This is a genomic window from Halolactibacillus alkaliphilus (assembly GCF_900115465.1).
Classification (GTDB): Bacteria; Bacillota; Bacilli; order Bacillales; family Amphibacillaceae; genus Halolactibacillus; species Halolactibacillus alkaliphilus.
Genome location: NZ_FOWN01000001.1, coordinates 136,949 through 157,751 on the forward strand (window position 1 = coordinate 136,949; position 20,803 = coordinate 157,751).

The 20,803-nt window shown below is 38.2% G+C and carries 21 protein-coding genes; 10 read left to right on the forward strand and 11 right to left on the reverse strand.

Going from position 1 to position 20,803, the window contains the following annotated elements; genetic code table 11:
* Positions 1–2: 2 nt before the first annotated feature.
* The 4 genes from BM163_RS00575 to BM163_RS00590 form a co-directional block, all read right to left on the reverse strand.
* A complete protein-coding gene (locus BM163_RS00575; RefSeq protein ID WP_089799124.1) occupies positions 3–1,037 on the reverse strand; it encodes a sensor histidine kinase in 1,035 nt (344 codons plus the stop codon).
* Positions 1,034–1,750 carry a cell wall-active antibiotics response protein LiaF gene (liaF, locus tag BM163_RS00580; RefSeq protein WP_170243595.1) on the reverse strand — a complete coding sequence of 239 codons (717 nt, stop codon included), beginning with the start codon at positions 1,748–1,750 and terminating at the stop codon, positions 1,034–1,036. Before liaF ends, BM163_RS00575 begins: the two co-directional genes overlap by 4 nt.
* 79 nt (positions 1,751–1,829) lie before the next feature.
* Entirely contained in the window at positions 1,830–2,459 is a 630-nt protein-coding gene (locus BM163_RS00585) for a PspA/IM30 family protein (protein ID WP_089799128.1), read from the reverse strand.
* Between the two features lie 20 nt (positions 2,460–2,479).
* Positions 2,480–2,791 (reverse strand): lmo0954 family membrane protein, encoded by a 312-nt coding sequence (locus BM163_RS00590; RefSeq protein WP_089799131.1) that lies wholly within the window; start codon positions 2,789–2,791, stop codon positions 2,480–2,482.
* Positions 2,792–3,096: 305 nt separating this feature from the next.
* Here BM163_RS00590 and BM163_RS00595 point away from each other — a divergent pair, with 305 nt between their 5' ends.
* The 6 genes from BM163_RS00595 (at position 3,097) to BM163_RS00620 (ending at position 9,137) form a co-directional block, all read left to right on the forward strand.
* Positions 3,097–3,597: a PTS sugar transporter subunit IIA gene (locus BM163_RS00595; RefSeq protein WP_089799132.1), complete on the forward strand. Its 501-nt coding sequence runs from the start codon at positions 3,097–3,099 to the stop codon at positions 3,595–3,597.
* 2 nt (positions 3,598–3,599) lie between these two features.
* Positions 3,600–4,448 carry a PRD domain-containing protein gene (locus BM163_RS00600; protein WP_089799134.1) on the forward strand — a complete coding sequence of 283 codons (849 nt, stop codon included), beginning with the start codon at positions 3,600–3,602 and terminating at the stop codon, positions 4,446–4,448.
* 5 nt (positions 4,449–4,453) lie between these two features.
* Positions 4,454–6,028 carry a PTS transporter subunit EIIC gene (locus tag BM163_RS00605; RefSeq protein ID WP_089799136.1) on the forward strand — a complete coding sequence of 525 codons (1,575 nt, stop codon included), beginning with the start codon at positions 4,454–4,456 and terminating at the stop codon, positions 6,026–6,028.
* An 18-nt stretch (positions 6,029–6,046) separates the two neighbouring features.
* A complete protein-coding gene (locus BM163_RS00610) occupies positions 6,047–7,408 on the forward strand; it encodes a 6-phospho-alpha-glucosidase (protein WP_089799138.1) in 1,362 nt (453 codons plus the stop codon).
* A 317-nt stretch (positions 7,409–7,725) separates the two neighbouring features.
* On the forward strand, positions 7,726–8,703 hold the full coding sequence (locus BM163_RS00615) for an NAD(P)/FAD-dependent oxidoreductase (protein ID WP_089799140.1): 978 nt from the start codon (positions 7,726–7,728) through the stop codon (positions 8,701–8,703).
* A 110-nt stretch (positions 8,704–8,813) separates the two neighbouring features.
* The gene (locus tag BM163_RS00620) at positions 8,814–9,137 is read left to right on the forward strand and encodes a DUF378 domain-containing protein (protein ID WP_089799142.1); all 324 of its coding nucleotides are present in this window, start codon (positions 8,814–8,816) and stop codon (positions 9,135–9,137) included.
* A 75-nt stretch (positions 9,138–9,212) separates the two neighbouring features.
* Here the strand turns inward: BM163_RS00620 and BM163_RS00625 are convergent, their stop codons facing one another.
* The 4 genes from BM163_RS00625 to BM163_RS00640 all read right to left on the reverse strand — a co-directional run bounded on the left by BM163_RS00625 (position 9,213) and on the right by BM163_RS00640 (position 13,000).
* Positions 9,213–10,043, reverse strand: coding sequence for an iron chelate uptake ABC transporter family permease subunit (locus BM163_RS00625; RefSeq protein ID WP_089799144.1), 831 nt, complete (start codon positions 10,041–10,043; stop codon positions 9,213–9,215).
* Positions 10,001–10,696, reverse strand: a complete 696-nt coding sequence (locus BM163_RS00630) for a metal ABC transporter ATP-binding protein (protein ID WP_089799146.1) — start codon at positions 10,694–10,696, stop codon at positions 10,001–10,003. The genes BM163_RS00625 and BM163_RS00630 overlap by 43 nt, the downstream gene beginning before the upstream one ends.
* Positions 10,697–10,771: 75 nt before the next feature.
* Positions 10,772–11,995 (reverse strand): metal ABC transporter solute-binding protein, Zn/Mn family, encoded by a 1,224-nt coding sequence (locus tag BM163_RS00635; RefSeq protein ID WP_089799148.1) that lies wholly within the window; start codon positions 11,993–11,995, stop codon positions 10,772–10,774.
* A gap of 21 nt (positions 11,996–12,016) precedes the next feature.
* Complete coding sequence (locus BM163_RS00640) at positions 12,017–13,000, reverse strand: metal-binding protein ZinT (protein WP_089799150.1); 984 nt, start codon at positions 12,998–13,000, stop codon at positions 12,017–12,019.
* A 213-nt stretch (positions 13,001–13,213) separates the two neighbouring features.
* Between BM163_RS00640 and BM163_RS00645 the strand changes: the two genes are divergently transcribed.
* Positions 13,214–13,438, forward strand: a complete 225-nt coding sequence (locus BM163_RS00645; protein WP_089799152.1) for a hypothetical protein — start codon at positions 13,214–13,216, stop codon at positions 13,436–13,438.
* A gap of 141 nt (positions 13,439–13,579) precedes the next feature.
* Here the strand turns inward: BM163_RS00645 and BM163_RS00650 are convergent, their stop codons facing one another.
* The 3 genes from BM163_RS00650 to BM163_RS00660 are packed head-to-tail and all read right to left on the reverse strand — an operon-like array spanning position 13,580 to position 16,841.
* Complete coding sequence (locus BM163_RS00650) at positions 13,580–14,482, reverse strand: ROK family protein (protein WP_170243596.1); 903 nt, start codon at positions 14,480–14,482, stop codon at positions 13,580–13,582.
* Positions 14,472–15,863, reverse strand: a complete 1,392-nt coding sequence (gene gmuD / locus BM163_RS00655; protein ID WP_089799157.1) for a 6-phospho-beta-glucosidase GmuD — start codon at positions 15,861–15,863, stop codon at positions 14,472–14,474. Before gmuD ends, BM163_RS00650 begins: the two co-directional genes overlap by 11 nt.
* A gap of 54 nt (positions 15,864–15,917) precedes the next feature.
* Positions 15,918–16,841, reverse strand: coding sequence for an ROK family protein (locus tag BM163_RS00660; protein WP_089799160.1), 924 nt, complete (start codon positions 16,839–16,841; stop codon positions 15,918–15,920).
* Between the two features lie 348 nt (positions 16,842–17,189).
* Here BM163_RS00660 and BM163_RS00665 point away from each other — a divergent pair, with 348 nt between their 5' ends.
* From BM163_RS00665 to BM163_RS00675, 3 genes are all read left to right on the forward strand, one after another.
* Positions 17,190–18,149 carry an ABC transporter permease gene (locus BM163_RS00665; protein ID WP_089799162.1) on the forward strand — a complete coding sequence of 320 codons (960 nt, stop codon included), beginning with the start codon at positions 17,190–17,192 and terminating at the stop codon, positions 18,147–18,149.
* A gap of 57 nt (positions 18,150–18,206) precedes the next feature.
* Positions 18,207–19,070 carry a carbohydrate ABC transporter permease gene (locus tag BM163_RS00670; RefSeq protein WP_089799335.1) on the forward strand — a complete coding sequence of 288 codons (864 nt, stop codon included), beginning with the start codon at positions 18,207–18,209 and terminating at the stop codon, positions 19,068–19,070.
* A 95-nt stretch (positions 19,071–19,165) separates the two neighbouring features.
* Positions 19,166–20,770 (forward strand): extracellular solute-binding protein, encoded by a 1,605-nt coding sequence (locus tag BM163_RS00675; protein ID WP_089799163.1) that lies wholly within the window; start codon positions 19,166–19,168, stop codon positions 20,768–20,770.
* Positions 20,771–20,803: the final 33 nt, after the last annotated feature.

A 20,803-nucleotide genomic window follows, 5' to 3' on the forward strand; every position in this document is an offset into this window, starting at 1 on the left:
ACCTACTCCTTAATAATCGGTACCTTGACATCAAGCTTCGTTCCTTCACCAGGAACACTGATAATCCTTAGGGTACCGCCAATTTCTGCTGTTCGCTCATGCATATTGCTTAAGCCGTATGAGCTAAGTGATTGGTCTGATACTTCAAATCCAATCCCATCGTCAACCACTGTTAAAATGACTTGCCCCTCTCGTTCGATGAGCATAATATCAAGTGTTGTCGCTTTCGCATGGCGTAATGTGTTAGATACAGACTCTTGTAAAATTCTAAATAAATGATCTTCAATCCCTCTTTTAACATCTACATCCTCAATGCGCCACTGAACAGTGACAGGTACTTTTTCAGAAAGGTCTTTTAGTAGGGACTCTACGCCTTCTTTTAAGCTATGATCTTTTAGCGCCACAGGGCGTAAGTGGAGAAGCAGCGCCCGCATTTCAAGTTGGGCTTGTTGTATCATCTGTTCAACTTGTTGAATCGGTTTTTGAATCGTCGAATCATCCGTATCCGGCATTTCATTGATAGCCGAGACGAGCATTGAAGCTGCGAATAGTTCTTGACTTACCGAGTCATGTAGCTCACGAGCTAATCGATTGCGTTCGGCTGTAATGCGTTTTTCAATTGCTTCTTCTTGGTCTTCAACGCGCTGACTAATTAAATCTTGGGCTCTTTTCGTTTGTTCTTTTAGCTGTTGATGAATATGCGTGAGTGACCCCATTATTTGCTTGACGTATGCTCTATTTTTACTAGAGGATCTATAGTGCGGGGTTTGACCATTCTCTAGATCGGTTAACGCTTGAGCTAGACCTTGCCATTCTGCTTGATGTCTAAAGCTATCTAACAAGCCTTTAATCAACCCAAATCCAATAGACACACCGATGAGTAGAACCAAAAATGGCATGGTATGAAAGAAAGGGCTAGTGAATAATTCCCATTCATCTACAGGTATATGAAGTAAAAATAAACCAGTTAATATAGCCGCAAAAAATAATGAACCGGCAATGGCTTTGGTTACGGTGCGTAATAGATAGAGGATCATCCGCGTCTCACCTCAATCTCTCCAAACCACAAGGTGGTATGTAACTTTATCCTTCTAGTAGCTGTATGGTAGTCCTGTGTCACTACATGAAGTGTACGATTGGTCATTCTGGCATCCTGATAACCGAGGAGATTGATTGATCCTGCGAGAACGGAATGATGGAGGTTAACTTCAACATCATAAGGAACGATAATCACTATTTTTCCTATCCACTGATTGACAGTTACTATTGGCTCGCCCTTTGGTAAGATTGTTGCGGTTAAATCAATAACGGTTTCGCCGATCGCCGTTTGAATATTGATATCTTGAAAACGATATCCCGTCTTAGGTGTGGTTTGTTTCCCAAACCACTTATTTACAAGTAAAACTGTTTCATGTTTTAAGTGAGATGAATCTGGAAATTGCGGTTGGTGATAAGTAACATGCTGCTTTTGATGATAAGTACGGATAATCCATATGGATAAGACGACAAATAGTCCAAACTTAAAGAGGGAAGTGTTGATAAGTGTCACGCCAACCATTCCGATTCCAATCCAAAAGGCGACTTTTCCTTCAGATCGATAACTATGTTGCCAGGCAATATATGTGATAACAGTACTTATCATTAACCAAATAAATGTGCTCGTTTGGATAAAGATAAGTTCAAATAAGAAAAATAAAATAAGTGCCAGTATGACGTATGGTAGCATGTGGTCTTTGTTGTTTTTAAACATGACGATCCCCTTTTCATCAACAATAAGTAGCATGAGGTGCCCATACTAGGCACCCTACTACTTATAAGGATAACCGAACTTATTGAGGAAATGAATCATTTTTTTCTAATTCAGCGAACCGAGCATCTAGCGTGTGCAAACGGTGTTGATGATATAATTTGTTTTCTAATCGCTCAATATAGGCTTCTACATCGTCAAATGTTACTTGACTCTCTTCAATTTTTTCAGGGTTTAAAACGTGATTTATTCCTTGATGCACCCGTGCAAGGTTTTCTCTACCGCGTAACTCCAAGCGTTTAACATAGAGGTTCTTTAACTGATGTTGCATAGTTTCATACTTTATTTCAACATCTGCAATTTGTGCTGACGTTTTATCATACATCTCTTTTAGTTGATGGGCACGAGATTGGTAATTCTTCACATCTTCTTCTGCCTCTTCTTTTAAGTCGATACGGTCATGAGCCTCTGCAAGCATGATTTGTTGGTTGCGCTTCTCTACCATCTGTACAGCTCTTTGCCACTCTTTTTTATATTCTTGTTGAATAAGGTACTGCTTCTCAATTAATCCTTTTAATTTCTTAACTTCATCTTCGCATTTTCGAATATACTGATTGAGATGGGTCATAGGGTGCTTTTCTTCTTTTTGGTCTAATAATTGATTGATATCAGCGACAACGGTATCCTTGATACGAGTAAAAATGTTTGTCATGTGAATCGCTCCTTTTTCATTTAATATTCTGTTTGCCAATCATAGTTTTTAGTTTTTGTTTTGGTCTTTTGTGAAGCTTTCAGGGTCATGTATAATAACACAACAGCGCCAAGTCCAATGAGTGCGGGACTGTTAGATAAGGAAAGAGATAAGCCGATAAGAGCCACAATCCCAAAACCAATCTTTTCTAACGCGTTATCTGCCAAAAGAAAACGTCGTACGCCGTAATAAAGGAGTCCAATCGTTAGAACAAAAGCAATTAAAGGGCCGAGCATGGATAAAACGATCGCACCAAATATAAAGGCCATTACAAGTAAAATTAATGTACGCATCATGTACGCCTCCTTTCTATAGTTCAAGTTTATCGAAAGAAGTGATTTTAGATAATGGGCTCTGGAGTTATCTTTGACTAAGACTAGAGGCGTATATTTTAAACAAGGATAGAAAGGTTTAACTTATATTTTTCAAAGCACATATGCAAAAAAAATATGAAAGGGGTTGCATTTTTGTGGGTGGTCAGTTACAATCAATTTAAATTAAACGTGTGACTATTAAATTAGGCGCGAGTCAGAGTAAAGTTTTCTTTACCTGACTTGCGTCTTTTTTGTTGTCTAAATTATTTTTAGGAGTGGTTAGAATGATAAGTAAATTATTTAAAAAAGAAAATCGAGTGATAAAAATAAAAAGTCCGGTAAGCGGGAGGTTAATATCAATTGAGGATGTAGGTGATAAAACCTTTGCATCAAAAGCTCTTGGTGAGGGGGTTGCTATTATACCTAGTAAAGGTTCGGTCAGGGCGCCATTTAGTGGAAAAGTGCTTATGGTGGCAAACACAAAGCATGCGATAGGGTTAGAGTCTGAAGATGGTATCCAAGTCATTATCCATATTGGTATCGATACAGTAAAAAGAGAAGGAGAGGGGTTTAATGTTGAGTTGAAAGAGGGTGTGGAACATGTGGATGAAGGTGATTTATTAGTGACGTTTGATAATGAGACGATGGTTAAGGAAGGGGTAGATACGACGGTGTTATTAATTGTGACAGAAACAAATGGCCACACGCTATCAAAAATATTATCACAAGGTATGGTTGAGGAAGGAGAAAGTGATGTGTCTGAATTTATTAGAAAGAAGGTGTGAAGATGATTGTTTTACGTGTGTTTAATAATAATGCTGTCGTTGTAGAATTCGAAAAAGAAAATGGTCATAAAACGGAAGCAGTCGTAATAGGTCCGGGACTAGGGTTTAAGAAAAAACAAGGGGATCAAATAGATCCACACCATGTTGAAAAAGTATATTATGTACAGTCTGAGCTACAGAATCGATTTTTAAATATATTAAACTCAACCGAAGAAGAACATCTATATATTGCGGATCGAGTTATTTCAGAAGCAGAAAAACTAGGTTATGAAAAAACAACTGTAGGCATAATGGCGCTCACAGAACATATTAGCTTTGCGATTGAGCGACACATGAGCGGCATTACACTCCCTAACCTCATGTTACATGAGATTCAGTCATTTTACCCTAAAGAATATGAAATTGGCGAATGGGCTGTTAGTTATATTCATAGAAAACTGAATATAAACCTGGGTCAAGATGAAGCGGGGTATATAACGCTTCATATATTAAATGCGATGATGAATCATAATACTCAAAGCACTGTAGATTTATTGAAGTTTGTTAGTGGAACCATTGCCCTGATTGAAGGGTTTTATGAAATAAAAATTGATCATGATTTATTCGATAAGAATCGTTTAGTGACACATTTAAAGTTTTTAGCGCAAAGAATGTTTTTAAATAAAGTAGAAGGAAGAAAAGATGTTGAAGACTTATTTAATTATTTAATTCAGAGCAATGAAAAACATAGAGAATTCGCACCGAAGTTTCTTAAGTACGCGGAAGACTCATACAATATTCAGTTGGATAAAGGCGAGATTGTTTACGTTTTGATCCATATAACAAAATTCATAAAAAATGATCGGAGTTGAAAAAGATGAAAGCTAAAATTTATGGTGGTTTAGAAAAAGTATCAAAAACAATGGTTCAACCGTTAATGTACTTGTCAGTTGTCGGTATTATTATGGTTTTTGGGGTGTTAATAACTAATGACGCAGTGAAGGGTCTTTTACCTTTCTTAAGTTGGGGGCCTATTCAGTTATTAGGTAATCTAATTTATGCCGGAATGATGTCAATTATAAATAACTTGGCAGCTTTATTTACAATAGGAATTGCAGGTGCGCTTGCTAAAAAAGATAAGCATCATGCCGTTATTATTGCGTTTATTTCTTACATGATTTATTTAACTGCTAACAATGTAACATTACAATCTTTCGGTGAGTTAGCAGAAAAAGATCCTATGCTTGGCCTTTTTGGGACGGGACAAAATACTGTCTTAGGCATGCAAGTGTTAGATACAGGGGTATTTAGTGGGATTATTTTAGGCTTTATCGTCGGTTACATTTTTAATAAAACATCAGATAAGTCGTTTAAAAAAACGTGGCTTCAAATGTGGAGTGGTACAAGGTGGTCAATGGTCTGGATGGCTTTTGTATCAATAGCCGTGGGTTTCATTACTGTACTTGTATGGCCTCCTATTCAGCATGTTATTGAAAGTTTAACAAGTGTTATTTCTGATACAGGTAATTTTGGTTTGTTTTTATATGGTTTTTCGGAAAGGATCTTAATTCCTACAGGACTTCATCACTTAATATATACACCGTTTCAATTTTCGGCTTTAGGCGGATCGATTCAAATGGGGGGAGAAACGATTTCTGGTGCTTATCCAATATTTATGGCTGAAATGAGTAACCCTGCCATTACAGAGTTTTCAGATACTATTCGCTGGATGCAAATAGCCTTTACTAAAACATTCGGCTACATTGGTATTGCCGCAGCATTTATTAAAACAGCGAAGCCAGAGAATAAGAATAAAGTTAAAGGTATGTTGATACCATTAGTTATTACAGCATTTTTAGTGTCAATTACGGAACCTATTGATTTCCTGTTTGTATTTGCTGCACCGCTATTGTTTTTAGTTCATGCTGTTATTGCCGGATCATTTATGGTTATCTTAAATGTCCTAAATATTCGAGCAGCAACGAATGGGTTAAGCAGTATCATCTTAAATATTGCATTAGGGCCTGAAATGACAAAATGGCCATTATTAATAGCTTTAGGTGTTGGTCAAATCATGTTATATTACTTCCTATTTAGTTTCTTAATTAAGAAGTTCAATTTAAAAACACCGGGTAGAGAAGATAAAAAAATAGAGAGCAAAGAAAATAGCCCCAATACTGTTAGTGATTCAGAGGCAAAAGTGGAAGGATCAATAGGAGATAAGAAAATCCTTACTATTATCAATGGTTTAGGTGGGAAAGACAATATTAATTCAGTGGATAATTGCTTCACAAGATTAAGAGTAAATATTAAGGATGTTGATAAAGTTACTAAGGAAAAAATAAATGAAGTTGAGAATAGTGGCATAGTCGTAAAGGATAAAGATATTCAAATTATATTTGGATTAGGTGTTGGAGAAATAGCGGAGAAAGTAAAAAACGCATTAAATTAATTAAAGAGGTGAGACGTGATGAAAAAAAATAAAATATGTTTAGTTGGTGGAGGAAGTACATTCACGCCAGGAATTGTAAAATCTATTGTTGAGAGAAGTGAAGAATTAAATTTAAGAGAGGTTGTTCTTTATGATATTAATGAAGAGCGACAGAAGAAAGTAGCCGTTATCGTTGAATGGATTTTAAGAGAACAATTGAAAAGTGATGTAATATTAACTGTAACAACCGATGCTGAAGAAGCTTTTACAGACGCTAAGTTTATCTTTGCTCAGATGCGTGTTGGTGGCTATAAAATGAGAGAAAAAGATGAAAAAACCCCATTAAGTTTCGGTTGTGTTGGTCAAGAAACGTGTGGGCCCGGTGGGCTTGCATACGGACTTCGAACGATTGGACCGATGATTGAACTGATAGATCAAGTAGAGAAATATGCTTTAGAAGACCATTGGATTTTAAACTATTCTAACCCAGCAGCCATTGTATCTGAGGCATGTAGAAAGATGCGACCAAATGCAAGAATCATAAATGTATGTGACATGCCAATCGCAATTATTGATATGATTGCAGGTTCATTGAATATTGCTGATACTTCAGAAATTAAGTACGACTATTTTGGGTTAAATCATTTTGGTTGGTTTACGTCAATCACTTACCGTGAACGTGATTTACTAGAAGAAATTAAACATTACGTAAATGAACACAAAATATTATTACCACCTCAATATATTGAACGGTTAAAAGAGAATAGAGCGACAGGTGACCGTCATGCTGTTAGTAGTTGGATACATGTATGGGAATCAGTCTATACAATGTTACAAGCCTTCCCAGATTATTTACCTAATACGTACTTGACGTATTATTTATTGCAGAAGGAAACCGTAGAACATCAGAACCCTGATCTGACAAGAGCGAATGAGGTCATGAATACGCGCGAAAAAGCGCTATTTGAGGGTGTGGATAAATATCTAGCAACAGGTGAAGTGGATGAGGCTTCGTTTCATGCAGGTTCGCATGGCGATTGGATCAGTGATTTAGCTGTTGCGCTTTTAAATGATACTAAGTCAAGATTTTTAGTTATCACGGAAAACAAAGGGGCTATACCAAATATGCCGTATGATGCTATGGTAGAGGTGCCAGCATATATCGGTGAAAATGGACCAGAAGTTATAACGCAAGAACCGATTCCTTTATTCTATCAAGGGCTGATGATGCAACAGTTAAATTCCGAGAAGTTAATTGTTGAGGCATATATTGAAAATAGTTATGAGAAAGCTTTACAATCATTTAGTTTAAATAAGACGATACCAAGTGTTAATGTTGCACGCTCAGTGCTAAATGCACTTATTGAAGAGAATAAATCATATTGGCCAGAATTGAACTAAGCAAATCATATAAGCTACCAAACCGCTTCAATGAAAAGATTGTTGAATAAAAAAACAACGAAAAATTAAAATGCGTTATATTATGAAAGAACACTATCAAATGAGGAGTATGACTTCCTATATTTGATGGTGTTCTTTCTTTTAAGGCGATATATTATCACCTTTTAAATTTTAAATGAGACTAGGGTGTCAAATAAATCATTATAGAAAGGTTAATATCCAAAGCATCGCGGGTATTTGTAAAAGAGTTAGTCGCTTGTTAAATGATATCCTAGACATAAAAGTACTCATCTAAAAATCTAAAGGGAGTGTAAAGCATGTTAAAAACAAACATTGTAATTATTGGTGCCGGTATGTCTGGTATTATGGCAGGACAAACATTAAAAAAAAGGGGCCAGACGGATTTCCTTATTATCGATAAAGGTCGGAGTGTTGGTGGAAGAATGGCAACCCGTCGTATAGATGCAGGAAAAGCGGATCATGGGGCGCAATTTTTCACTGCGCGTACGAGACGCTTTCAATCTGAGGTGAATCAATGGTTAAGTGAAGGAAGTGTGGTGCGGTGGTTCGGTAAAAATCACCCACGGTATATGAGTATTGATGGCATGAATAAATTAGCAAAACGTTTAGCAAGCGACTTGCCGGTGATGTTAAATATAGAAGTAACGAGCATCCGATTAACAGAAACGGGGTACCTCTTAACAACAATGGAAGGTGATATACAAGCAGAACAGCTTATCGTCACTGTCCCAGCACCCCAAGCTGAAGCATTGCTCGTGAATGGGAATGTACCGATTAATCAAGAAGATTTAAACACACTTCATCAGATTAAATTTTCTCCATGCCTCGTCGGTATATTTAAATTATCAAGACCGTCAAAGTTACCAACGCTAGGACACTTAGATCAAAACTTACCAGAGGGAATAATCCGAATGGTGGATCATTATGATAAAGGCATATCACATGAACATATTCTTAGTGTGTATATGACAGGTGAATGGAGTCAACAACATTTTAATGAAGAACCTCACGTCGTATTAGCTGAGATAGTAAAAAAATCAAATCATTATTTTGTGGACCAAGCAATCGAAGTGTCCCAATTAAAAAAATGGCGTTATGCGGAGGCTGTTAAGTTCTTAAGACAACCTTATCTTAGTCTATCACTCCCACATCCACTTGTATTAGCTGGAGATGCCTTTTTAACAGCCGATGACTCGGGGAAACATACACGACTAGAAACAGCCTTTACGTCTGGTGTGCTAACAGCGGAATACCTTATTGATACTATGATGTAATCTGATCAGTGATTTGTTCTTTTGTAATTAGTGTTTATTAAATAAGGTATGAGTTTGTTTTTACTGGTGCATACTATTCTTAGTTATTCATCAAAAGGAGGTATTAGGCAGTGAGAACATTTGAAAAATTTGCTTTAACACTTGTCATCATCGGTGCAATTAACTGGGGTTTAATTGGTTTCTTTTCTTTCGATTTAGTTGCAGCCATCTTTGGTGGTCAAGGTGCTCCCTTAGCACGACTTGTCTATAGCTTAGTTGGGCTAAGTGGTCTGGTTTGTTTCTCGTTACTATTTAGAGATTGGGATGAGGAACGTAGGCATGATAAAGCACCGATGGGTCATCAAAGAAAGCTAAACTATGGGACCGAGTTTGGCGAAGAGGAAGAGTTTACTACACTTGATAAGTTCTTGGAGGAAGAGAACAACAAACACTAGGTAATTAAACTGGGTAAATAAGCTTTTGAAAAGCCACGTCATTTGATGTGGCTTTTCTATTATTTGTATTTTTATTTAGCCGTTGGTTGGTTTTTTAAAAAAATGCGTAAAGAACGTTTTAGTTATTAAGGTAAGACCAAAAATAGCAATGAACACTAATGTGATTGATGCACCTGGTGGTGTACTGTAGAGATAAGATAAAATCAAACCACTATTCATTCCGCTAATTGCAATGAAAATACCAATAAGAATGACACCATTAAAACAATCGCTGATTCTAAGAGCGATGGCAGCGGGTAAGATAATGATGGCCGATACAAGTAAGGCACCGACAATTGGCATGGCGACTGCAATCGTTACGCCAGTTAAAGCGTTAAATAAAATGGAGATACGTTTAATAGGTAATCCAGCTGTAAATGCTGTGTCTTCATCAAACATGAGTACATACAATGGTTTCCTAAAGATAACATATAATAATGCAACAATAGCCGATAGCCCCACTAATAAAATTAGCTGTTCTTGGCTGATTGTAACAATTGATCCAAATAGAAATTGTGTAATATTAACGGAAGTTTTCGCTTGATCTAAACTCATTAGAAACAAAGCAATGGCCATACCCGCTGACATGAGGAGGGCGACAGAAAGTTCGGAGTAGCTACGATAAATTGTACGTAAATACTCTAAGATGACCGCAAGAATCATGATGATAAAAATATTAGTCCATGTCGGATTTACACCGAGTAATAAGCCGAGGGCAACACCCGCAAGAGATACGTGAGACAGTGTATCAGCCATTAAAGATTGTCGCCTTAAGATCAGTAAGAGTCCGAGAATTGGGGCGATAATTGAAATAGATAAAGAAGCTAAGAAAGCTCTTTGCATGAATCCATGGAAAAACATCTCCAAGGTGTCCCCTCCTTTCTCGTTAATGCCACATGTCGGGTCGCATATTGTTGAAGATCGTTGTAATCGTGAGTCACCATAAGAACGGCTTTCGCGTGATGTGTGCAACTATGTTTAAGTAGCTGATAAAATGCTTCTCGCGAAGCTTTATCCATCCCTGTTGTAGGCTCATCTAATATATAGACATCGGCATCAGTCACAAATGTCCGGGCAATAGAAATACGTTGTTTTTGTCCACCGGATAAGTCCCCAATTTTTTTATGACGCATGTCCCACATACCAACGGCTAGTAAAGCAGATTTGATATGTTCTTTATCTTCTTGATTCAGTCGCTTAAACCATCGGCCGTTTTGGTAACGACCTGATTGGACGAGTTCATACACAGTGCTTGGGAACCCAACATTGAATGAGGCAACTTGTTGCGGCACATAGCCAATCGTTAAAGGTTGCTGTTGGTTATTTAGTTTAGAGATGGTAACATGGCCATTTGTCGGTTTAAGTAAGCCCAGGATATTTCTTAAAAGCGTTGATTTAGCCGCGCCATTTTCACCAGTTAGAATGACAAAATCTCCCGGGTGAATATCAAAGGAAATATGCGTAAGGACCGTTTCGCTTCCATACTTAAAAGCAAGATCTTTAATACTAATGTAGGGCATAATAAGCTCCTTTCGTTATACAACATGAGAAAAGCCCCTTATACATAGTTGTTGTATAAGGGACAACACATCATGTTAGTGAATCGATTGTTTCAGAGCGTCTAAGTTATCTAACATAAGTTGATAATAGCTTAGGTCTTCTTCATTAACGTGATTAGGAAGTGTTTCAAAATCATATAAGGCAACAACTTCTGTGTTCGTTTCCGTTGCCACAGTTTGGGCAATAGCTGAATTTGCGCCATTTTGATAGTAAATTACCGGTACATCAAATGCCTTAACTAACGTATTAATCTCTGCGATACGTGAAGGGCTTGGCTCTACTTCAGTTGATAGACCACCAATCGAAAGCTGTTTCAGTTGATAGCGTTCTGCAAGATGGCCAAATGCTTGGTGCTGAACAACAAACATTCTATTTTCTGCTTCGTGAAAAGCTGCTTCATAGGCTTCGTGTAGTTGTTGAAGTTGTTCGTTATAAACGCGAGCATTTTCAGTGTATATTGCTTCACCTTCTGGGTCCGCTAAAATAAAAGTATCACGGATTACATTTACTTGGTCTTGTGCTTTTATAGGGTCAAGCCAAACGTGCGGGTCAATTCCTTCATGGTCATCAATCAAAACAGAGACAGTTTCAGACGCTTCTATGATAGTAGATGCTTCGTCATGTAATACCGCCTTAATTTCAAGTGTTTCACCATCTGTCCGATACTCTAAAACGTCTGAACTTGCCTGATCAATCAGCGTCCAATCCTCTGACGTAGGTGATTTCTTGTACCACAACCATGTTGTACCAGCTGGCTTTTGTTCCAAGCTAGCTTGAAGTGTTACAACGTCCCCTGTATGATAGTGTCCCTGTAGGCCATCAATCTTAATTGGTGATAAAGCCGTTTCTGTTTGTTTATCTGATATCTCGATGTCATGATCATAGTCTTCATGAACACTTGCTTTACTAAACACATATGTTTTTGCAGGAATAAGATTATCTGAGTCCACAGCATCAAGCAGTCGCTGCGCCCAAAACTCCATCTCATCACTACTATATACGAATACATCTGCCTCTGAAACAGTGGCCACATCCTTAGCACTTGGTTCATAGACATGGGCATCTTGATTTGTAGATAACAACATTGAAACATCAGCACGGTCACCGGCAACCTGTTTTGAAAAGTCATACATAGGATAAAAAGAGGCGACTACTTTTAAGTTAGTGCTTCTTTCATCTTTAGCGGTAGGTGCAGCACATCCTACAAGTATTAAACTTACTAAGCTAAAAACTATGATTATATGTTGAACGTATTTCATCTCCATCCCACCTTCTGATCCTTAATGCGCTAACATGTCGTGAACAAGTCCATCAGCATCTAAACGATATGGGTAAAAGGTTGGCCAATTCGTTACTTCTTCTAGTAGCTGTGCACGGTCATTACCCCAATATAAGTGGAAATGATGCGCTGTTTGAGGAGCAATAGCATGATCACTAAACTGAATATAGTGTGGCATGTCTTCATCGCCCGATGTGCGTTTAAAGATATAACGTACCCCGCGGTTTCCTTTTTCGTAAGTTAATACTTCATAACTGTCATATGTGTAAGAAGCAGACATTTCAGTATCTTGTGTATAGAAAGTAAATGTGTCGCCTTCAATCATGATGCGCTCAACATCTGTTTCATAACCAGTGGTATAGTATTCCTTATATTCTTCCGCCGTCATGTCAGCTTTCTCAGCTTTCTTTTCAAAGACAGGATCCAAATCACCCGCCAGTAAGTATGGGTAAACAGACTGCCAATCGCCTTGCCAATCTAATAACGTACGATCTTCAATGGCGGTATCTTCGAAGTAGCCATTGTATACTGCTTCTGATGATTCGTCATGCGCATGACTGTGATCATGTTCGTGGTGATGGTCATCATCATGGTCATCAATCATGACTGTTACACTATCAGACTGGAGGTGTGGTTGGTGATCATCATCAAATAAAATGGCTTTGATTTCTAATCCATTTGTTTCTGCAACTGCATGAAAGACATTATGCGATTGATCAGAAGCCTCTAGCCACTCTTTGTCATCTACTCGTGTATACCAATGCCAATCTCTGTAATCATTAATCTCATCTGCGCGAACAACAAGTTCAATGGTATCACCTGTGTGATAGTGGTGAGCTAAGCCGTCAATTGATGCTTGAACGGGTACGTCGTGTAAGTTAATGTCATTATTTCCTTGTTCCTCTTCTGTGCTATTTTGACAAGCTGTTAGTACGAGTAAAAAGGCTATAATAATAAAACTAATCAAGACTGTCTTTTTTTTCATATAGAAAACCTCCATTTTTTTAAATCGTAATCATTACTAATCGTAATCGTTACGATTTGTAATATAGCATAGATAAAAACATTATGTCAATAGATATTTGTTTAGCTGGAAAATACCGCGCGAGAATATGGTTATTATTTGAAAAGAAGAATGATATAATTGAGTGTGAATGAAGGATTAGAATAGACTCGTTAGAAAAAGGAGGCAAGGTGTATGAGATATTTTGAACGGACACGAAAGCTAGCGTATTGCTGTTTTGGTGTTTCTGCATTGTTTGTATTTTTAACGCTTTTTCGTATACAACAGAAGATGGCTCAAAATCCGATGTCATCTCTGTTATTTCTAGGCATGTTTTTTTTCTTTGTTTTAGGTGTGGCGCTTATTGTGGTTGCGAGGGATGCACAAGAATCGTTTCGGATCATGGAACGCTCTAAATAGTTTAGAACAAATTTCACGGTTAAAGGTATTTCGGGTGGACATATGGCATTAAATCGGCTAAAGTCATCACGATAAAAGATAAAAAAGTACGTGAGTTGAAAAGAAAACAAGTGCCCGTGTTATAGTGGGCACTTGTTTTCTTTAGTGTAATTCACCTTCATTTTGTAAGTAACAATAAGCAGCACCAATCAAATTGGCGTGGTTTTTATGGTGGCAAATAGCTACTTTAGGTAGGGTTAATGTTTCTTCTACTTCTTGTTGTAGCTTGTTTAAATGTGTGTGCAGTTCCTCTAGCAATGTTGATCGTGTACTGATTCCCCCGCCAATAAGAATCACCTCAGGGTTGTAAACGTACTGAATATTAAAGAGACCGAGACTAAGCATGGTGTAAAAGTGATGAATCGCCTCTTGGCAAACAAGGTCCCCCTGCTCAGCTTGTATAAAAACGTCTTCGCCTGTCCAATCATGGATCGACATCTGTTTTTGTTTTGCAACACGTCGAATAATTGACCCAGTGGAAGCGAGGCGACTAAAGACAGAAATGCCGTTATTCTCTGTATTAGGCAGTACCATATAACCGAAGTCACCTGCATGTTGGTTAGCACCTTTAAAAAGTTGTTTATTTTGGATCAATGCTCCCCCAATGCCGGTGCCAAGAATTAAGACAGCGGCGTGGGCAACATCTTTCGCTTTTCCTGTCCATACTTCAGCAAGCGCTGCACAATTGGCATCATTTTCAATAACAACAGGCAAGTGAAAGATAGTTTCAATCACCTGTTTAATATTATGTTGGTGCAAATAAGGTACGGCACTTTCCCCTCCAATGGTTCCGTCAGGTTGAGGAAGTCCGGGACTGCTGATTGCGATGCCCGTTAAAGAAGCGGCCCTAAACTGTCGGAACACGTCTTTAATACATGCAATAAAATCTTTGAAGTCCAGGGGTGTCGCTGTTTTATTCATGGCTGAGATTAAACCTGTCTGATCGACAAGGCCGTATTTTATCTGTGTACCCCCAATATCAATGGCTAAAATGTTAGTCATCATAGCTAAAACCATTTCTTTTTGCTACGTCACTATACCACAGGCCGCTTTTCTTAAGTGATCGTTCTTGTGTAGTTAAATCAAGTCGATAAAAACCATAACGATTTTTATAAGCGTTTAGCCAAGACCAGTTATCAATAAACGTCCAAGTGTGGAATCCAAAACAATTTGCCCCCTCGTCAATAGCTAAGTGTAGCCACTTTAAGTGCTCTTGATAAAACTCAATACGGTAGTCATCTTCAATCATACCCTCATCATTCATAAAGCGTTCTTCTGCTGATACACCCATGCCGTTTTCGGATACATACCAAGGAATATTATTATATTCGGCCTTAATGCGCATCGCAATATCATATAATCCGCGTTCATATATCTCCCATCCGCGATAAGGATTCATTCGACGCTGGGGATCTTGATAGTAACTAAAAAACGATTCGGGTGTTAGTATTGTTTCATCTATCGGTTCGTCTCTATGTTTAACTCGGCGCGGTTGATAATAATTTACTCCTAAAAAATCAACAGTATTAGCCTTAAGTAGTGCTTCATCCCCGTCGACTCTCTCAGGCAGCAGCTGATATTGGTCTAATAAGTCGATTAAGTCTTTCGGATAATAGCCGTAAACAGACGGATCGAGGAAACTACGATTATAAAACAAATCAGCAATGTGAGCAGCTTGCTGATCTTCTTTTCGCTCACTTCTAGGATAAGAAGGTGTCAAATTTAGAATGATCCCAATCTCACCGTCGGTATTTAGTTCTTTAAAAGCTTCGATCGCTTTAGCACTAGCAAGCATGGAATGATAAGCAACAGTAACAGCTCGCTTCATATCAACCACGGCAGGATAATGATACGTATTTAAATAGCCCATTTCTACAGGCACAATCGGTTCATTAAATGTCGTAAAACGTTTCACCCGGTCACCAAATAGCTCAAAGGCTGTTTGGGCATAGTGACTAAACGCCTCTATAATGGAAGGGTTTTCCCATCCGCCTTTATTTTGTAAGTGCATCGGCATATCAAAATGAAACAGATTAATAATCGGTTCAATTCCTGCTAGTAACAAGTCATCAATTACATCATTATAAAAATCAACAGCTTGTGGATTGATATTTTCCCCATCGGGCATTAGTCTTGACCAAGATAAAGACGTTCTAAACGAGTTAAAATTAAGCTTCCGCATTAATTGGATATCGTTGTGGTACTGTTGATAAAAATCAGATGTTACTGTAGGTCCAACGCCATCATGGAACTTATTGGGGCATTGCTTAAACCAAAAATCCCAAATGTTATCACTTTTTCCGTCATGAGCAATGGATCCTTCTGTTTGAGTTGCTGACGTTGCAGCACCCCATAAGAAGTTATCCGGAAAGCTATATTGTGTCATTTTCTTCACTCCTATGTTTTTTAGGTCAGCTGTTTGTTCTTTGCTAAAACGCGCTTATAAAAGTAATTTGTTGCTTAAGACAAGAGCAGCGGCTCCAATAACACCAGCATCTTGGTTTAATTCAGCTGGCACAATCGGCGTGTTGCGGTTAGCGGGATTGAGCGCATACTGGCTAACATAGTCTCGGATAGGAAGGAATAAAGTGTCGCCAACATTTGATACCCCACCACCAATGATTATTTTATTAGGTTCAAAAGTATTAATTAATGTGACACAAGCAGCCCCTAAGGTTGTGAATACATTTGTTAAATAATCTGTGATTTGTGGGTGTCCTTCTTTATATAGAGAGAAAACGTCATGTGTTGAGAGCGATGTCCCTGTCAGTCGACTCCCCTCTCTTGCGATGGCTGTTCCTGAGGCAATATGTTCTAGACAACCAGATTGCCCGCATACGCATTTACCAAAGCTAGGATCAAAGACCGTATGCCCGATATCGCCTGCATTCCCTTTAGATCCGGTTAAGAGTTGATTGTTAGAATAAATACCCGCGCCAATGCCGGTACTTATCGTCATATACACAAAATCACTTTCCTCACGACCAGCACCTAGCCATTTTTCTGCAAGTGCTGCAGCACTTGCATCATTTTCGAAGTAAATAGGTAAGTGGAAATGCTGTCTAAATAATTCAACGACCGGAATATTTCGCCAAGTAGGAAGATTAGGTGGCGAAGTGATTTGCCCTGTTTTAGTATCAATGGGACCGGGTGCACCGATACCCACACCTAAAAGGTGTTCTTTTTTTGTGTTGTTTTCTGTCATTAATATGACAGTCTGTTGATAGATTTCTTTAATCATGGCTTCAGGTGAAAGTGACTGGTCTGTTGGGATTGTCTTTCTAGCTAAAAGTGTGCCGTTTATATTGAGTAAACCGATGGCTACTTTGGTTCCACCAATATCAATACCAATGAGTTTGTTCATGTTCTTTTTGCCTCCTAAATTGAGCGAATTAACTTGCTTACCTTTACTCTATAAGTTAAGAATAACAGAGGCAATATGTAATAAATAGATTTTATTGTCTACTTGATTTTTATTTTGTCTCGGTACACAATAAATAGTCAAAGCATGCGTTGTAAAGGCTTTCAATTAATACATATTAAGAAATAAATACATACTTTTTTCAGGTTAAAACCTTGGTAAATCAACGATTGTTCTTTACAAGACATATGGTGATTCACAAATAAATAAGTTCGACATATTGAAACAATTATTGAATCCGCTTACATTTGGTGTAGCAAAACAAGCCAAAAATAAGTAGGAGGTTTAATCATGAAACAACAAGCGCCGCCTATATCCCATGTCCAGGATATACCACGTGTGAGAACAAAAAAGAAAAACAGAAAGATTATTCAAAATTGGCAGCTATACTTATTTATACTACCAACTGTGCTTTACTTCATTATCTTTAAGTACATACCGATGTACGGGATTCAAATTGCTTTTAAAGATTACGTTCCTTCATTAGGATTTGCAGGAAGCGAGTGGGTAGGTTTTGATCACTTTATCCGCTTTTTCAACTCTTATTACTTTTGGGATTTAATTAAAAACACTTTAGGTATTAGTGTGTATGAATTGGCCGTTGGTTTTCCGTTACCGATTATCTTGGCCTTATTATTAAATGAGGTTAAAGACAGCGCATACAAACGAACGGTGCAAACCGTGACATACGCACCACACTTTATTTCTGTTGTTGTTATAGCCGGGATGATTATTGCCTTTTTATCACCGACAACAGGTATCATTAACAGTTTCATTCAATTATTAGGATTTGAGCCTATTCCATTTATGAGTGATCCGAAGTGGTTTAAAACCGTCTATGTCTTCTCTGGTGTTTGGCAGAGTACAGGGTGGGGTACGATCATTTACTTATCTGCCCTTTCAGGGGTTGACCCGCAACAACACGAAGCGGCCATTATTGATGGAGCGACACGCTTACAACGGATATTATATATCAATATTCCGACCATCATACCGACGATGACCATTCTTTTAATTATGAATCTCGGGAATATTATGGCGATGGGCTTTGAAAAGATTTTACTCCTTCAAAATCCGCTCAATAAATCTGCTTCAAATGTTATCGCAACCTTTGTGTATGAGGCAGGTCTATTAGATGCACAGTACAGCTTCGCCGCCGCGATTGGTTTATTTAATGCCGTAATCAATGCGATTCTACTGATTACAGTCAACCATATTGCGAAGAAAACGAGTGAGACAAGTTTATGGTAAGGAGGGATTGTTTTGGATCTTAATAAAATTAATGAGACAAAAGCAGATAAAGTATTTATGGGTTTTGTCTATGTCGCTTTGACCTTTGCATTATTGATTGTTTTATATCCTTTGATTTATATCATCAGTGCATCGATCAGTGACCCAGCTGCGGTAAACTCAGGTGAAATGTGGCTTTGGCCAAAAGATATTACATTTGAAGGATACAGGATTATTTTACAAAACGACGCCATTTGGCGTGGCTATATGATGACGATCTTTTATACCGTCTTTGGTACGTTTATTAACTTGATTTTTACGTTACCGACAGCGTACGCCTTATCTAGAAAAGACTTTTATGGCCGAAGATTTTTCACATTAATGTTTGTATTAACGATGTTTATTGATGGTGGGTTAATTCCAACGTATCTGGTCGTTAGGAACTTAGGACTGATTGATACGGTTTGGGCGATGGTGTTACCGAACGCCGTTGCGTTATGGAACATTATTATTACTCGTGTGTTCTTCCAATCAACGATTCCAAGAGGATTAGAAGAAGCGGCAACGATTGATGGCGCATCAAACTTTAAGCTGTTCGTCAAAATTATTATTCCATTATCCGCACCAATCATTGCCGTTATGGCGCTATTTTATGGTGTTGGTCACTGGAATAGCTACTTTAACGCACTTATTTATTTAGCTGACCGCAGTCTCTATCCATTGCAGTTAGTGCTTAGAGAAATTTTAGTGCTTCAAGAAATGTCATCAAATAGTGTCAGTATGACCGGAGGAATGGCTGAGTTTATTCATAGTCAGCAACAGTTGGCGGCGATTATTAAATATGGGGTCATGATTGTGTCGACCTTACCTATCATTGTTGTTTATCCATTCCTACAAAAATACTTTGTTAAAGGTGTCATGATTGGTTCTATTAAAGAATAATTTTGACAGCTATTAAAGGGGGTGGGGCACGAACGCGTAACGGTAGTATCATAAGGTAAACATAATGATTATCTAAAAATAGGAGGGTTTAAATTATGAAGAAATTATTACTTAGCTTTTCAATGGTATTAGTACTATTAAGCGTTCTTGTCGCATGTGGCGATGATACGTCTGATGTGAATGGTACAAGTGAAGAAACAAACGGAGAAGTCGCTGTTCATAAAGAAGGGTTCCCGATTGTGGACGAGGAAATTAAATTATCATTAATGGCACCAGGTGTTGGGATTGAAGATTGGAAAAACATGGTCACTTTAAAGCGATATAGCGAGATGACAAATATGACATTTGAATATATCACACCACCAGTAAGTGATTTCCAAACACGTCTAAACTTAGCTTTCGCTAGCCAAGATTTACCAGATATTATTTTAGGGGCAGGTACAGGTAATTTAACACCCGGTATGGAAGTGGATTACGGCCGTCAAGGTGTGTTATTACCACTCAACGATTTAATTGATGAGTATGCGCCGAACTTAAAAGCTTTAATGGATGAGAACCCAGAGATTGCACGTTCGGTTACAACGCCGGATGGTAACATTTATTCCTTGCCATTTATTAATAACCACCCAACGGCTGTGTGGGCACGTGGGCCATTATGGTACCGCGGTGAGTGGTTAGAAAACTTAGGAGTAGAAGAATTACCTAAGACAGTAGATGAATTTTATGACCTATTGGTTCGTTTTAGAGATGAAGACCCTAATAACTCAGGTCAAGATGACACCATTCCTTTGACAGACGTTCAAATGAACAGTAGCCGCGCATGGCTAATGGCTGCTTTTGGTATGAAAGAGTGGGGCATTGAAGAGCATGACGGTGAGGTACGTTACGCACCGATGACTGACAACTATAAAGCATACTTAGAATTTATGAATAAACTTTATGACGAAAAATTATTAGACCCAGAAACATTCTCTCAAGCAGATGAACAGAAAAAAGCAAAAGGTCAAGAAAATCGTATCGGTTTATTCCCAGATTGGTTCTCATTCTTTACAACAGGACAACCTGAGGAAGAAGCAGTTAAAGACCCAATGTTCTTCCCGCTTACAAGTGAATGGTCACAAGACCGTGTTGTGCCGGCAAATCCAGGTATGGTAAGAGGAACATTCTCATTAACGAAATACAATGAACACCCAGAAGCATCGATGCGCTGGATTGATTATTGGTATTCAACAGAGGGCCGTGACTTCTTTGACAAAGGACCAGAAGGGTATCTATGGGAAGCGAATGAAGATGGTACACGTAACCCACTACCAGCACCAGAAGGATTTGAATCGCCAGAAGAGTATCGTGCGACTTTAACACCGACTTACGGTATTACACCACCTATGCTTGGTGACTTAGTCGAAGGTGAACCACGTTCTGATTTTGATTTGTTTATTCAAGCAGAAACAGAAGAGAAAATCACGCCATTTTCTGAAACACCGTTCCCACTTGTATACTTAACAGATGATGAACAACGAACAGTGAATACGATTCAACAAGATTTAAGTTCATACATCGAGCAAATGGAAGCGCGCTTTATTACAGGGGTAGAGCCTTTATCTAATTGGGATGACTATGTGTCAACAATTAAGAGCATGAATGTAGAAGAGTATATCAATATTCACCAAGAAGCCTATGATCGCTGGGCTCAAAATTAAGCGGTAACATGAAGCTAAAAGGCTCGGTTATTT